Below are 14,722 nucleotides of genomic sequence, written 5' to 3' on the forward strand. Positions count from 1 at the left end.
TCACCGACGCTCATGCCGTGACATCACTGCCCGCAGAGCGGATCCAGGCTGTTACACAACCTACGGATCGCCGTGAAACACACCTCGTACATTCTTCTTCGTCGGCACGGCTGAGCAGATCCGCACGCCGCACGCCGCACGCCGCACGACGATGAAGCACAACGATGAAGCACGACGAGCGAAACAGCAGACCTATGGCGGCCAGGGCCGCTACGACGAGGAGTAGTTTCATGCGGGCAAAGCGCCGCTCCGTGTTCCGTACCGCCGCCGTCACGACCGGTGTCGCAGCCGCCCTGCTCCTCCCGGCGGGCGGCGCGTTCGCCGCCGACGCCTCCCCCGCCACCACCCAGCACGCGACGGGCCGCCTGTCCGCCGTGCTCCCCGCGGACGGGCTCGCCGGTGTCGCCGAGCGGATCGGCCACCTCCCCGCGGGCGGGTTCGCGGGTGCGGCCGGCGTACTGGGCGCGGCGAGCGTGGGCGTCGCGGTGCACCGCCGCCGCCAGGCACAGCAGGCCTGAGTGACGGCCGAGGGCGCGCCGCACCCCGCGCGCCCCGCCCTCGGTCCCCCGCACCCGTAACCCACACGCCCGTAAGCCCCCCGCCCGTAAGCCCCCTCACTCCGCCAGCCGCTGCACCTCCCCGTACCCGGGCACCCCGGCGAGATCGGGCCCACCGGCCGCACCATCACCCCCGGCCGTCCCAACCGCCCCACCCACCCCGTCCGCACGCACGGACTCGGCGAGTGTCACGGCCGCGTGCAGAGCCGAACGGAACAGCAGTGACCCGGTACTGACGCGCCGTACGCCCAGCTCGGCCAGGCGGGCGAGGCGGTGCCGGCCCGGCGCGTACAGGACGTTCAGCGGCGCCGGGATGCCTGCGACGAGCGTGGCGAGGGCCCGCTCGTCGGTGACACCCGGTACGAAGATGCCGTCCGCCCCGGCCGCCAGATACGTTTCGGCACGGGCCAGCGTCTCGTCCAGCGGCCGCGTGGCGGGATCGTCCACGAGCCAGTGCGTGTCGACCCGGGCGTTGACGTAGAGCTCCGGCGCATGCTCCTTGACCGCGCGGATCAACTCTGCCTGCTGCCCGGCCGCGACCAGGGGGCCGTCCCCCGTCCGCCCCGGCAGCCCGTCCTCCAGGTTGACGCCGGACGCCCCGGCCGCCGCCAACTCGCGCGCGAGTGCTCCCACTTCCTCCGGGCCGCCGCCGAAGCCGCCTTCGATGTCCACCGTGAAGGGGCAGGTCAGGCGGTCGCCGAGCCGTCGCGCGAAGGCGACCGTGGCATCCCGTACGGTGGCCGAGCCCTGCCCGTCGGGTTCGCCCAGCGCGGCCGCGACACCCAGGCTCGTGGTGCCGATCGCGGCGAAGCCCGCGGCGGCGAGCGCGGCGGCCGAGGCGGCGTCCCAGGCGTTGGGCAGGAGCAGCGGCTCGTCGGCGTGGTGCAGGGCGTGGAAGGCGCGGGTCAGGTGCGTACGGTCGGTACGGGGTCGGGCGGCGTGCGTCCGGTCGGCATGGGGGCGGGCGATGTGAGTCCGGCCGGCAGGGGTCTGGTCGGTAGGGGCCTGGTCGGTAGGGGCCTGGTCGGCACGCACCTGATCGGCACGGGCCTGGTCGGTGGGGCTCGTCGGCGTTCCGTGGTCCGTGTTCATCCGCACGTCACCTCCAGCTTCGTCGGCACCCGCAGGTTCGCGGACGGTTCGTACGTGATCTCCGGGCCTGCCAGGCGGCAGCCGCGTGCGCGCAGCGCGTCCAGCACTCCGGCGGCGAGGGCCCGGGCCTGGGCGCGCCCGGGGCAGGCGTGCGCCCCGGCTCCGAAGGCCAGCGATCCGTCGGGGCTGACCAGGCTGATCCGTACCGGCTCGCCGCCGTCCACGGGGGCGCGGAGGGTGCCACGTACGGGGGGATCGGTGCGCAGCGCCTGATCCAGTCGGTCTGTGACGGGGTCGGTGACCGGACGGCCCGTACCGGAGTCCTCGACCGGGACCGGCCCGGGCGGCGCCGCCCGCCCCGCCCACGGCACCCCCGCATCCCCCACCAGCATCAGATGAGCGGCATTGCCGATCAGCCCCGCCGTCGCGTCGTGCGCCTGCACCAGCAGGCCGATCCGGGCCGCCGTGGCCTCGTCCCACGTACCGCCGCAGACCGCCACGAGGCGGGTGAGGGCGCGGTCGGCGGCCGGGACGGTCTCGCCGTGCGCGTGGTACGCGCGGGCCACGTCACCCACCAGGGCGGCCGTCTCCGCCGTGACCGCCAACCCGAGGGACGCGGCGAGCACTTCGGCGGGGACGACACGTGCCACCCGCGACATCACCTCGACCGTTCCCGAGGCCCGCAGCAGCTCCTCCGCCCGTACGCGCGCCGCGGCACGCAGCGCTCCGTCCGCATCCACGTTCGCATCCACGTTCGCGTTCGCATCCGCGCTCGCGGCCACGTTCGCGTCCGCATCCGCGTCGCTGAGCGGACCACCGTCCAGCCCGGCGAGCGGGCCGACCGCCAGCGCCCGCCGCCGCGTGTGCGCGTCGCCGCTGCTGAAGCGGGCGACGTGTGCACGCAGCCAGGCCATCGTGCCTTCCGGTACGTCCTGGGGCACCGGCGGGACCACCCAGTCCGGGTCCGTCAACGCCTCCGGGCCGACCGGTACGCGTGTGACCCGCGTGCCGTCGTCCACGTTGTCCGAGGAATCCAAGATCTGCATGGACAGGACCGTAGGCCCGTCTCGTTTCGGGCCCGGCCGAAACGTACCCGCGCACAATGGACCCATGACCACCACACAGGCACCGCGCCCGGACGCGGCACCGGCGCACAGCATCGGTCTCGCGCGCCTCGCGGGCCTCCTCGCGGACCGCACCCGGGCCGCGTTCTGCCTGGCCCTGTTGGACGGGCGGGCCTGGACGGCGGGTGAACTGGCCGCGTACGCGCGGGTCGCGCCGTCCAGCGCGAGCGAGCACCTGACGCGGCTGACCGAGGGCGGGCTGCTCGTGGAACACCGCCAGGGCCGCCACCGGTACGTGCAGCTCGCGAGCCCCCGCGTCGCCGAACTGATCGAAGGGCTGACCGCGCACCTGGACCCGCCCGCCGAGCGGCCGCGCGGGCTGCGCGCCGCCAACGCGTCGGCCGCGCTGGCCCGCGGGCGCACGTGCTACGACCACCTGGCCGGGCGGCTGGGCGTGGCCGTCACGGACGCGATGACCGGGCGTGGCCTGATCGACCAGGACGGCGGCTTCGCGCTCACCGGCGCGGGCCGTACCTGGTTCGCCGAGGCCCTGGCCACTGATGCCGCCGCGCTCCGCGCGGGCCGGCGCCCGACGGCCCGCGGCTGCCTGGACTGGACCGAGCGGCGGCAGCACCTGGCCGGTGTGGCGGGCGCGCGGCTGTGCACGGGGCTGCTGGAACGGGCGTGGGTACGGCGTATCGGCAGCGGCCGGGCCGTACGGCTGACGCCCACGGGGGCCGAGGCGCTGCGTGACCTGCTCGGCCTGGACGCGGAGGCGGCGGAGCTGCTCTAGCGGGACCGGACCGACCCCGACCCCGACCCCGATCCCGATCCCGATCCCGACCCCGGTCCCGATCCCGATCCCGGCCCCGGTCCTGTATCCGATCCCGTCCCCGCTCCCGTTCCTGTGCCCACTCTCGTCCCCGCCCCCGGCTCCGCCTTCATCCCCGCCCCCGGGCACTGCCCAGGACGGGCGTAGAGCGTGATCCGCGCGCCCTTCACGTCCCTCATCGCGCAGGCCTGGAACGCGGACTTCAGGGTGGTCCGCTTGGCGATCTCCTGATCGGTCCGGTCGAGCGGCTGCCCCTTCGCGTCGCCGACCGCGACGATACGGCGGGCCCGCATCATGTGCGCGTGCACACGGTCGCCGGACAGCTCGGTGCCGTACAGGGTGTGCGAGTCCACCGGGCTCTCGTCGAGCGCCAGGTCCCGCAGGCGGTGGAACTCGTGCGGCGCGGCCGCCGTCCACACCCGGCGCCGGGCGGGGAGGAACAGCACGCCGTCGCCCGGCGAGGACAGTTCCTGGACGGCGTGGGTCACCGCGATCGCGTCGTCGGTACGGCTCTGCGGGCTGCGCAGGAAGAGGTTGACGGGGACGAGCAGCGCCAGTACGGCGACGAGCGCGGCGGACCGGTACAGCACCCGGCGCCGGGTCTGGCCGCGGCGTCCCGGCGGGCGCAGTACCCAGTCGAGCGCCGCGCCCGCCAGGAGGGCGAAGCCGGCCACGTAGTACAGGACGTAGCGGTCCACGTACATCGGCTTGAGCTGGGAGAGCAGCACCAGCAGGGCCGTGGGCAGGACCAGCAGGGGGAACGCGACCGGCCGCAGCCGCAGCCGCTGCCGGCCCGCGCGGGCGACCGGGGCGCGGGAGCAGAGCAGGCCGCCCAGCACCAGGGCGATGAAGGTGCCCAGCTGGACGGGGTTGGGCCACTGGAGCCAGGCGAGCTGTTCCGACTGCCCCATGCTGAACAGGGCCAGCGGCACCAGGCCGGCGACCACCGCGCCCGCCGCCACGCACCAGGCCCGGCGCACCGCGCGCGGCAGCCCGGACAGGACGACGGCGGCGCCGTGCGCGGGCAGGACCAGCACGGCGAACTCGTGCATCAGGCAGGCGGTCAGCGACAGCGCCGCGTACCCCGCCCACAGGCGCCTGCACGGCCGGGCGGTGACCCGCGCCAGGAGGTATGTGGACCACACCACCAGTGCGCAGACCATCGCGTAGGAGCGGCCCTCCTGCGCGTACTGCTGCACCATCGGCAGCAGCACGAAGACGAGGCCCGCGAAGAGCCCCGCCCGCCGGCCCGCCAGCTGCTTGCCCAGCAGGGTGACGCCGGCGGCGGCCGCCGCCATCGCGACCACGGACGGCAGCCGCAGAGCCACCACACCCCCGTCGAAGACGAGGAACCAGCCGCGCATCAGCACGTAGTACAGGCCGTGCACCGCGTCCACGGTCTGGAGGGTGGGCCACAGCTCCGCCAGGGTGCGGTGCGCCATGTCGTACGTGACCGCCTCGTCCCGCCACATGCTGTCCTGGCGCCGGATGCCCCACAGCCCCAGTACGAGCATCAGCGCGGCCGGAAACAGCGCGACGGCCCCCCGGGACGCCCAGACGCTCCGGGCGCGCGCGGGGGACGCGTACGCGGTCTGCGCTACATCGATGGCGGGCTCCGCTTCACCGGGACGGGCGGACAGTACAGGACAGTGCGGGGCAGGGCGGACACGGTTAGACCGTACGACAGCCGCCGCGCACCGGCAGGCCGGGGCCCACCGGTGCGCGGCGGCTGTACGTCCGTCCGCGCTCAACCGACCCGTGTCGGCCGGCTCATGTCGGTCGGCTCATGCCGGCCGGCTCATGCCGGTCGAGCTGCGTCAGCCGATCCGCGTCAGCTTCGCTCCGAACGTGGGCTCGGCCAGGTCCTTCTGCAGGGCCACCGGCACCTTCGCCGCGCTCGCACCGGAACCGACGGTCAGCTCGCCGACCACCGTCCCGGCCTTGGCCTCGTGCGGGACCGGCTTGCCGGCGGCGGGGCCGATCTTGAACTCGATCTTCTGGCCGGGCACGCCGATCGCCTTCAGGTCCTTCGTCGCCACGACCGGCGTCTGCCCGCCCACACCGTCGTCCACGTAGCCGACGACCTGGCCCTTCTTCACGGTGGTGGCGGAGGTCAGCGCGTTGCGGATGGCCTCGATCATGGGCTTGGTGCGGTCCTGGACCAGCCGGAGGCTGGTGCTGCCGTCCGGGTCCAGGCCCTTGGCGTGCTGATCCATCGTGGCGCCGAGGATCAGCTGGTCCTTGCCGTCCACACCCTTGTAGGCCGCCCACACCAGCGCGCCGCCGGCCGCCGTGCTGGAGCCGGTCTTGATGCCCTTGATGCTCAGCTCGCGGTGCTCGGACATCAGGTTGTTGTTGTTGTAGATCCGCTCCGGGAGGCCCTTGTCGGCGTTCGGCATCGCGACGACCTGCCGGAACGCGGGCATCTTCATGACCTCCTCGGCCAGCTTCAGCTGGTCGACGGCGGTGCTGACGGTGGTCTTGTTCAGCCCACTGGGGTCGGTGTACGTGGTGTTCTTCATGCCCAGGTCCTTGGCGGCGTCGTTCATCTTCTTGACGAACGCGTCCACGGTCGAGGACTGGGTGTCCCAGCGCGCCAGCAGCCGGGCGATGTTGTTGCCGGACGGGATCATGAGCATCTGCAGCATCAGCCGCTCGGAGTACTCGTCGCCCGCCTTGAGGCCCATCACCCGCGACTCGTTCTTCGACTCGGCGTCCTTGACCGCCGCGTCGTCGATCTTGACCTTCGGGCCTTCCTCGTCCTTCTTCAGCGGGTGGTCCTTCAGGATCACGTACGCCGTCATTATCTTGGCGACGCTCGCCGTCGGCACCGGCTTCTCGCTGCCGTACGAACCGAGGCTGCCCGCGCCCACGACCTTCGCCGCGGCCTGGCCCTCACCCGGCCACGGCATCTGGAACTTGTCGCCGTCGAAGGTGTACGAGGTCTTCTCGCCCAGCGCCAGGGTCGGGTCGGGCAGCGGACGCACCTGCTGCACGACGACGAAGATGACCGCCAGCAGGATCACCAGCGGGGTCCAGATCTTGAACCGGCGGGCGACGACGCGCAGCGGGGTCTCGGGCGGCGGCGGGGTGTTGGTCAGCTGCGCCAGCAGGTCCAGCGGCGGCAGCGGCTGCTGCTTGGTCTGCTCCGAGTCGGGCAGCGCGCCGGGCTGTGCGGTGGCGCCCGGCTGTGCGGTGGCACCGGTCACGGCAGCGGCGGCGGGCGCCTCGGTGGCACCGGTCTTCGCGGCCGGCTGCGCGCCGGAAGCGGCACCGGTCTTGCCGGCGGCCTTCGCGCCCCACTTCGTGCCCGGGGCGACGTCCGGCTCGGCAGCGGGCTGCGCGCCCGGCCCGGTGCCCGGCTTCCCGTCCTTCTCGTCGGCCTTTACGGCGCCCTTGGCCGCCGCCTTGCCGCCCTTGCCCGCCTTGCCGGGCTTGTCACCGCCGACCGGCCGCGGCGGCTTGATCGGCTGCGGATCGGTGGACTTCAGCGCCACGAACTGGCTGGTGCGCTCCCCGTCCGACTCCGCGGCACCGGGGGGCCGTACGGCCTTGATCGCGGTGGTCGGCTGGTCGACCGGGGACTTCTTGGCGTCGGACTTCGGGCCGGACTTGGCGTCGGGCTTGGGATCGGACTCGGCGTCGGGCTTGGCGTCGGAGTTCGGGCCGGACTTGGCGTCAGACTTGTCGCCGGGCTTGTCCGACTTGGGGTCGGGCTTTTCGGCGGACTTCGGGGCAGCGGGCTCGGCCTCCGACTTCGGCTCGGCCTTGCCCTCGGACTTCGGGTCGGGCTTCGGGTCGGGCTTTCCGGCGGCCTTTTCAGCGCCCTTTTCAGCTTCAGCGCCCTTTTCAGCGCCCTTTTCGGCAGGCTCCCCGGACTTCGGGGCGGCGGCCTCGGCAGCGGACTTCTCGCCGGAAGCTTCGGCCTTCTCGTCAGGCTTTGAGCCCTTCGCGCCGGCCTTCGCACCCTTCGCCCCGGCCGCAGTCACGTCCTTGCCGGCCCCCTCGTCCGCACCCTTCTGCTTTGCGATCGAGAACACTCGCGTGGCCTCGTCGGCGGGCTTCTCGCCGCCCTCTTCGAAGCTCGGTGCCTTGAAGATCGCCGTCGGCTGGTCGACGGGCTGCGCGGCCCGCTCAGGGGCATCGGGGCCGTCCGTACCCCCGGCAGCGCCCCCGGCCGCGGAAGCGGCCTTCTCGGCGCTCTTGGGGGCATCCTTCGCGGCGCCCTCGGCGGCGCTCTTCGACGCCTCCTCCGAAGCGCCACGCTTCGCCGCGCCCTTCGTCGTACCCTTCGCCACGCTCTTGGCCGACGCCTTCGTCACCGGCGCCTCCCCCGCCTCAGCCTTCGCACGCGTTTCCTTCTCCGCGTCCGTACCAGCTCCGGCGGCGTCGCCGGACCCGTCCTCGTCACCGTCGTCGTCCTTGGTCGCCACCCAGGCGGCGACCGCTTCCCGCAGTCGTTCGTCCCGGCCCTCGCCCTCGGCGCCGGCCGTACCGCCCTCGCCGCCCTTGTCAGCCTTGCCCGCGTCAGCCTTGTCCGCCTTATCGGACTTTTCGGCCTCGGCCGTCTCGTCGGATACGCCGGTTCCGCTGATCTCGTCGGTCTCGTCGGTCTCGTCGGCCTTCGCCTTCCCGGCCGGCTTCGCCGGCTCGGCCGGAGATTCGCGGAAGACCGCGAGTCGCGGATCGCGTTCGCTCCCCGCCGTCTCCCCCGACGACTGCTTCTGCTCCGGCTTGCCGGGGGACTCGCCCGCCACCTATGTCTCCTTCACACGTCCGCGATACGTCGCGCTCTGTCTGGCCCAGTGTTCCCAAGTGTCCTGTGTCCGCGAGGCGCGCCCGCACCGCCACGCGAAACGCTGGGCGCCCCGCCCCACAGAAGGCGTCGCCAAGGTGCTAGACGAGAACGACATACCTACAGGTTCCCTGCCTAACCCCCCACGCGCTCTCGACAGATGAATGTGAGAGGGGTCACCCTGTCATTCATCCACGCGGGGAGGCATGGATGGGCAGGAGCCGCAGAACAATTCCGGAGGAGCTTCTGCTGCTCGCTTTGGACCCGGCAACGGGAACCACAGCGCAGCCGCAGTCGCTCGACCTCGGTCTGGCCGGGGCACAGCTAGTAGAGCTGGCTCTGGCCGGACGGATAGCCCCTGACGGGGATCGTATCGCCGTGGTGCTGCCACGGCCGACCGGAGATCCGACTTTGGACTCCGCGCTCGAACTGCTGCGCCGACGCGGCAGCCCGGTGCGCGCCGTCCACTGGATCGGCGGGCCCCGGCTGGGGCTGCGCCAGACGTATCTCACGCATCTGGAGCGGTGCGGCATGGTCCATGCCGTGGCGGGCCAGATGTGCGGGGTGCTGCCGACGACTCGCTACCAGGCGACGGACACGGCCATCAGCCGGGAGATCAAGAACCGGCTGGACAGCGCGATCCGCACCGGCGTACCGCCGGACCCGCGGACCGCGGCGCTCGCCGCGCTGGCCCACGCGGTCGGTCTCGGCAAGCACCTGTATCCCGGGAACGAAGGGCGCTCCTCGCGCTCCCGTCTCCGGGACCTGATCCGGCACGACCCGATGGGCGGGCTGGTCGCACATGCCGTCATGGATGTGCAGAACGGCGTCGCGGCGCAGCCGAGGCGCGCACCGGTGGCGGCGTCCGGAGCGGGATCCGGGCCGGGAGCGGGCAGGCAGCCCGCGGCCCGTATCGCAGCCGAGCCGGCGGGCGTTCCGGCACAGCCGCGGCACGGGGCCATGGCCCGCGTCGGCGCGCGCTGACGACGGGTCGGCACCGCACCACCAGCAGTTGCTGTAGCGCGAACACACCACGTGGCACCCACGTGTGGTGTGTGTCAGGCGCACCACGTGTACACCCGGCGCCCCCACAGCAGGCGCACGGAGCCGCACGTATCCACCGCACCACCAGCACCCGCACCACCAGCACCACCCCAGCACCCGCACCATCGCAGCAACCGCACCACCCCAGCACCCGCACGACCCGCACCACCGTCCCCACAGTCCCGTTCGGGAGCCGCAGCAAGCGCGGGGTGGCGGGCACGGCCGTTCCGGACGACGGCCGGGCCCGCCACCCCGCGCGCACGTCCGCTCGCCTTGTGTGTCCATTCCACTGCGCTGCGCGGACCTGGGATGGCAATCTGCTGAGCAGGAGAAATCAGCAGTACGGAGCCGGAGGTGCACGTCCCGTGGCGTCCAACATCAATCCCACCGTCCGGCGGCGCCGGCTGGGCCAGGAGCTGCGCAGGCTTCGCGAGCTGAAGGGCATGACGGCCGAGGAGGTCGCCGAGCGCCTGCTCGTGTCGCAGTCGAAGATCAGCCGGCTGGAGAACGGCCGCCGCAGCATCAGCCAGCGGGACGTCCGGGATCTGTGCGGGGTGTACGAGGTCGACGACCACCGGGTCGTCGATTCGCTGATGCAGATGGCCAAGGACTCCCGCCAGCAGGGCTGGTGGCACGCGTTCGGCGACATCCCGTACAGCGTCTACATCGGTCTGGAGACCGAGGCGGCGTCGCTGCGGGTGTATGAGTCGCTGCTCGTACCGGGCCTCTTGCAGACGCCCGGATATGCCGAGGCCGTCATTCCCGGCACGGTCCCGGAACTGACCCAGGAGCAACTGGAAAAACGCATCCAGGTGCGGATGCGCCGCCAGGAAAGAGTCAACCACCCCGACAATCCGCTGCGCCTGTGGGTCGTCCTGGACGAGAGCGCGCTGCGGCGGGTCGTGGGCAGCCACCTCATCATGCGCGAGCAGCTCGACCACCTCGTGGAGGTCAGCAATCTGCCGCATGTGACGGTGCAGGTGCTGCCGTACGACGCGGGCGCGCACGCCGGCATGTCGGGCACGTTCTCGATCCTGGAGTTCGACGACGCGGCGGATTCGAGCGTGGTCTACATCGAGGGCGTCACCAGTGATCTGTATCTGGAGAAGACCAACGACGTACACAAGTACACGATCATGTACGAGCATCTGCGGGCCCAGGCCCTGAGTGCGGACCAGAGCCGGGAGTTCATCGCCGCGGCGTCGAAGCGGCACGCGGACAGCATGGCGTGATCGTGGCACCAGAATGGCTGAATCCAGGATTCCGGAAGGAAGTCCGGCACCGTACACCGAGGTGCACTCCCTTGGAAAGAGATCAAGGAATATGCCATACGGATGGGTGAACTACTCCTGCCGTCGGTGATGTTGGCGCGTAGCGTCGGGACTACCGAATCCGCGGCAACGCGGTGCAACCCAGAGCGAGTCGGAGTGAACATGGCCATTCAGCCCAATTCCGCGTTTTCCTGGACGAAGTCCTCGTACTCCGGCGGCAACGGCGCCTGTGTCGAGATCGCCGTCCCGGCGCCCGCCGCCATCGCCGTCCGTGACTCCAAGAACCCCGACGGCCCGCGCCTGACCTTCGACACCTCCGCGTGGAGCACCTTCGTGGCGGGCGTGAGCAAAGGCGCGTACGACCTGACCTGAGCCGCCCGGTTCCGGTGACCGCACACCGCGTACCGCGCACCGCATGACCTGCACCACCCCAGAGCCCTCTCGACTGGATCGCCGTCCCGGCCGAGGGGGCTCGGCCTTGCCCACGGGCAGGCCCGGAGCGCGGCACCCGGGTCACCCCGGGCACCCCCGGCACCCCGGGCGCAGCGGCTCCTCAGCGCAGCTCGTCCACGTACCGGTCCGTCCCGGGCACCGTCGGGACGAACGGCGCGACCAGCTCCACCCTCCCCAGCCCCGCACCGGCGCCCTCTCCGTCCCCACCGCGGGCGCCGCCCCGCCGCCCGTCCAGCCCCGTGAACCACGGCTCCCAGCACGCCCGCGGATCCTCCTGGAGGAACCACAGCAGCGTCAGCCGGGTGTCCACGCCCTCCGCCTGCCGGATGTACGCCATCCGGTCCGCCGGCAGCGTCGTGGGCCGGAAGACGGTGACCATGGCCGCCGGCGAGCCCGCCAGCCGGCGCGGCAGCCGTTCCTCCACCAGCCACCGCAGCAGCGCGGCGCGGCCCGCCGCGTCCGCCGCGTCGACCACCTCGACGACCAGTCCGGCGTACGGATGGTCCAGGGCGTGGAAGTCGCGCGGCCCCCGGGGGCCGTCCCGGTAGACGGTGGCCTGGTGGTCGTGGAAGGCCGTGAAGACGTGCGTACGGTCGTGGTGGATCCGGCCGTCGGCGTTCAGCCGCCGGTTGATGGCGACGGTCCACCGCATGTGGTCGGCGTAGCGTCCTTCGGTGATCCAGTACGTGGCGAGGTAGCAGCCAGCGGTGACCGGGTGGGCGACGGCGGAGCGCTCGGGGTGGCGCAGCAGCTGGAGGTCGCGGGTGGCGACCCAGCGGCGGCCCGCGAAGATCCAGGGCATCGCCATCGCGCCGGCCAGGTAATGGTCGTCCTCGTACCAGCGGTTGTAGCTGTACTCGTGGCCCGGGTGCGGCTCGACCAGGGTGATCAGCGCGTGTCCGGGGCGCACTCCGTAGGGGCCGACGGCGGCCAGGTCGGCGTAGGTGTCGCTGCGGGTGTCCGGTTGACGGTGCGTGCCGGGGTCATGGGTCATGCCCCTCAGGTGTAGCTGACGCCTCGCCAGCTGAGGAGGGGTGCGGCGGCAGCAGCACACTCCGCTCACCATGCGGGCACTCCTGCGCACCCCCGGAGTCCGCAACTAAGCTCCCTGCACCCTGCACCTATCGAGGGACGGACGACTTCGCGCGCCCGCGGCGCAGGCGGCACCACGACGGGAGAACGCCATGAACGCCATGAACGCCCTGGACACCCCGGACGCCCCGGACGCCCCGGACACCCCGGACACCCTGCCGACCGGCAGCCGCCCCGCCCCGCCGCTCGCCGCGCGGGCGGCGCAGACCGGCGGCTCCCCGGTACGCGAGATTCTCGCCCTGACCGCCCGGCCCGAGGTCATATCCTTCGCCGGCGGGCTGCCGGCGGGCGAGCTGTTCGACACCGGCGGTATCACCGCCGCCTTCCGGCACGTACTCGAAGAGGCGCCGCGGCAGGCGCTCCAGTACTCGACGACCGAGGGCGACCCGGCCCTGCGCGCGGCCGTGGCCGCCCGGGTGAGCGCCCGCGGCCTCGACACCGGGCCGGACGACCTGCTGGTCACCACCGGCTCGCAGCAGGGCCTGTCCCTGCTGGCCTCGGCCCTGCTGGAGCCCGGCGACACGGTGCTGGTCGAGGACCCGTGCTACCTGGCGGCGCTCCAGGTCTTCTCGCTGGCGGGCGCGCGGGTGGTGCCGGTGCCGGCCGACGACGCGGGCCTGGACCCGGCAGCGCTGGACGAGATCGCCGCGCGCGAGCGGCCGAAGCTGCTCTACCTCGTACCGACGTTCCAGAACCCGACGGGCCGGACGCTGTCCGCCGAGCGGCGGGCCGCGGTGGCCCGGGTGGCGACCCGGCGCGGCCTGTGGCTCCTGGAGGACGACCCGTACGGGGAGCTGCGCTTCGAGGGCGAGGCGGTGCCGTACCTCGCTTCGTTCCCGGGCGCCGAGGACCGTACGGCGCTGCTCGGGTCCTTCTCCAAGATCGTGGCGCCCGGGCTGCGGCTGGGCTGGCTGCGCGCGCCGGACGCACTGCGCCGCGCCTGCGTCATCGCCAAGCAGGCGGCGGACCTGCACACCTCGACGGTCGACCAGGCGGCGGCCGCCCGGTACCTGGCGGGCCCCGGCCTGGACGCCCACCTGGACCGGGTGCGCGGCGCCTACCGCGCCCGGCGCGACGCCCTGGTGGACGGCCTGGGCGACGCCCTGCCCGAGGGCTCGCGCTGGAACCGGCCGGACGGCGGGATGTTCGTCTGGGCGACGATGCCCGCCGGGTACGACGCGACGGCGCTGCTGCCCGAGGTGGTCAGGCACGACGTGGCGTACGTGCCCGGCGCGCCCTTCTACGCGGGGCCGGCCGACCCGGGAGCCATGCGGCTGTCCTTCGTGACGCATCCGCCGGAGGAGATCCGGGAGGGCCTGCTGCGGCTGGCGAAGACCCTGCGGAGTGTACGGGCGTAGCCATCGTGGGCGGCCGCACTTATCCTGACGGCCCGTCACCTACCGCCGGTCGCCACCGCCACCGCCACCGCCACCGATCGGCGTACCGCCCTGGAGGCGCGCATGCTGCTGCGGGACAAGACCGTCGTCGTCTCGGGCGTCGGCGCCGGTCTCGGTCACCAGGTGGCGACGGCGTGCGCACGGGAGGGCGCCTCGGTGGTGCTCGGTGCCCGTACGGAGGCTCGCCTCGCCGGGACGGCGGCGCAGGCCGACCCGTCCGGCGAGCGCGTCGCCTGGCGGGTGACGGACATCGCGGACGAGGAACAGTGCGCCGCCCTGGCCGCCCTCGCCACCGAGCGCTTCGGGGGCGTCGACGCCGTCGTACAGGTGGCCGCCCTGGACTCGCACTTCGGCGGGCTGGCGGACGCCGACTTCGGCGCCTGGCAGCAGGTCGTGGACATCAACCTGTTCGGCGCGCTGCGCATGACGCGCGCCTGCCTGCCGTCGATGACGGAGCGCGGCGGCGGGTCGGTCGTGCTGATCGGCACCCAGTCGTCGGTCGCCGCGCCGTCCGAGGTGCGGCAGGCGGCGTACGCGGCGTCCAAGGGGGCGCTGGTTTCGGCGATGTACTCGCTGGCGCGGGAGCTGGGGCCGCGCCGGATACGGGTCAACACCGTGCAGCCGGGCTGGATGTGGGGGCCGCAGGTCGAGGCGTACGTACGGTACGCGGCGCACGCCGAGGGCGTACCGGAGCGCGAGGTGCTGGACCGGCTCACCGCGCGGATGGCGCTGCCGGAGATGGCGACGGACGCCGATGTCGCGCAGACCGCGGTCTTCCTGGCGTCCGACCGGGCGCGGGCGATCACCGGCCAGTCGCTGCTGGTGAACGCCGGGGAGATCATGCGCTAGGCCCCGCCGAATCTCTCAAACCCGCTGATTCCCTCAGGCGCTGCCAGCCCCCTCCCCCTCTCCGTCCCCTCCCGCCCCTTCCCGTCCCCTCCGGGTGAGAACACATATCCGTTCGCTCCCCTGCCACCAGTTCACATCCTTGACCACCCGCACCCTTGACCACCCCACGCCAAGAACGGTTCAATCCCCGAAGTCCCCGCTCCCGCACGGGGGCGCCGCCCCGCGGAACGTACGGCCACGTGTCTCCCCGTTCACAAGGCGGACCCCTGGAGGGGC

At 72.9% G+C, this 14,722-nt stretch carries 12 protein-coding genes; 7 read left to right on the top strand and 5 right to left on the bottom strand.

The window, feature by feature from the left end; translation table 11 throughout:
- The first annotated feature begins 230 nt into the window (after window positions 1–230).
- Window positions 231–518, top strand: a complete 288-nt coding sequence (locus AB0L45_RS25040; RefSeq protein ID WP_365843506.1) for a hypothetical protein — start codon at window positions 231–233, stop codon at window positions 516–518.
- A 96-nt stretch (window positions 519–614) separates the two neighbouring features.
- On the opposite strand, the gene AB0L45_RS25045 is transcribed toward AB0L45_RS25040, so the two are convergent.
- Both AB0L45_RS25045 and AB0L45_RS25050 read right to left on the bottom strand, forming a co-directional pair.
- Window positions 615–1,649: an isocitrate lyase/phosphoenolpyruvate mutase family protein gene (locus AB0L45_RS25045; RefSeq protein ID WP_365843508.1), complete on the bottom strand. Its 1,035-nt coding sequence runs from the start codon at window positions 1,647–1,649 to the stop codon at window positions 615–617.
- A complete protein-coding gene (locus AB0L45_RS25050; RefSeq protein WP_365843510.1) occupies window positions 1,646–2,695 on the bottom strand; it encodes a hypothetical protein in 1,050 nt (349 codons plus the stop codon). The genes AB0L45_RS25045 and AB0L45_RS25050 overlap by 4 nt, the downstream gene beginning before the upstream one ends.
- Before the next feature lie 64 nt (window positions 2,696–2,759).
- On the opposite strand from AB0L45_RS25050, the gene AB0L45_RS25055 reads away from it, so the two are divergent.
- Window positions 2,760–3,506: a winged helix-turn-helix domain-containing protein gene (locus AB0L45_RS25055; protein WP_365843512.1), complete on the top strand. Its 747-nt coding sequence runs from the start codon at window positions 2,760–2,762 to the stop codon at window positions 3,504–3,506.
- Here AB0L45_RS25055 and AB0L45_RS25060 read toward each other — a convergent pair.
- Window positions 3,503–5,059, bottom strand: a complete 1,557-nt coding sequence (locus tag AB0L45_RS25060; RefSeq protein WP_365843514.1) for a glycosyltransferase family 39 protein — start codon at window positions 5,057–5,059, stop codon at window positions 3,503–3,505. The genes AB0L45_RS25055 and AB0L45_RS25060 overlap by 4 nt on opposite strands.
- Before the next feature lie 303 nt (window positions 5,060–5,362).
- The gene (locus AB0L45_RS25065; RefSeq protein WP_365843516.1) at window positions 5,363–8,302 is read right to left on the bottom strand and encodes a D-alanyl-D-alanine carboxypeptidase; all 2,940 of its coding nucleotides are present in this window, start codon (window positions 8,300–8,302) and stop codon (window positions 5,363–5,365) included.
- A 248-nt stretch (window positions 8,303–8,550) separates the two neighbouring features.
- On the opposite strand from AB0L45_RS25065, the gene AB0L45_RS25070 reads away from it, so the two are divergent.
- From AB0L45_RS25070 to AB0L45_RS25080, 3 genes are all read left to right on the top strand, one after another.
- Entirely contained in the window at window positions 8,551–9,324 is a 774-nt protein-coding gene (locus AB0L45_RS25070) for a GPP34 family phosphoprotein (RefSeq protein WP_365843518.1), read from the top strand.
- 425 nt (window positions 9,325–9,749) lie between these two features.
- On the top strand, window positions 9,750–10,616 hold the full coding sequence (locus AB0L45_RS25075; protein WP_365843520.1) for a helix-turn-helix transcriptional regulator: 867 nt from the start codon (window positions 9,750–9,752) through the stop codon (window positions 10,614–10,616).
- 201 nt (window positions 10,617–10,817) lie between these two features.
- Entirely contained in the window at window positions 10,818–11,027 is a 210-nt protein-coding gene (locus AB0L45_RS25080) for a DUF397 domain-containing protein (RefSeq protein ID WP_365843522.1), read from the top strand.
- Window positions 11,028–11,208: 181 nt separating this feature from the next.
- Here the strand turns inward: AB0L45_RS25080 and AB0L45_RS25085 are convergent, their stop codons facing one another.
- The gene (locus AB0L45_RS25085) at window positions 11,209–12,102 is read right to left on the bottom strand and encodes a hypothetical protein (protein ID WP_365843524.1); all 894 of its coding nucleotides are present in this window, start codon (window positions 12,100–12,102) and stop codon (window positions 11,209–11,211) included.
- Window positions 12,103–12,301: 199 nt separating this feature from the next.
- Here AB0L45_RS25085 and AB0L45_RS25090 point away from each other — a divergent pair, with 199 nt between their 5' ends.
- A complete protein-coding gene (locus AB0L45_RS25090; protein WP_365843627.1) occupies window positions 12,302–13,558 on the top strand; it encodes a PLP-dependent aminotransferase family protein in 1,257 nt (418 codons plus the stop codon).
- Window positions 13,559–13,660: 102 nt separating this feature from the next.
- Window positions 13,661–14,446: an SDR family oxidoreductase gene (locus AB0L45_RS25095; protein WP_365843526.1), complete on the top strand. Its 786-nt coding sequence runs from the start codon at window positions 13,661–13,663 to the stop codon at window positions 14,444–14,446.
- Window positions 14,447–14,722: the final 276 nt, after the last annotated feature.

The sequence above is a fragment of the Streptomyces sp. NPDC052496 genome (assembly GCF_040679095.1).
Lineage (GTDB): Bacteria > Actinomycetota > Actinomycetes > Streptomycetales > Streptomycetaceae > Streptomyces.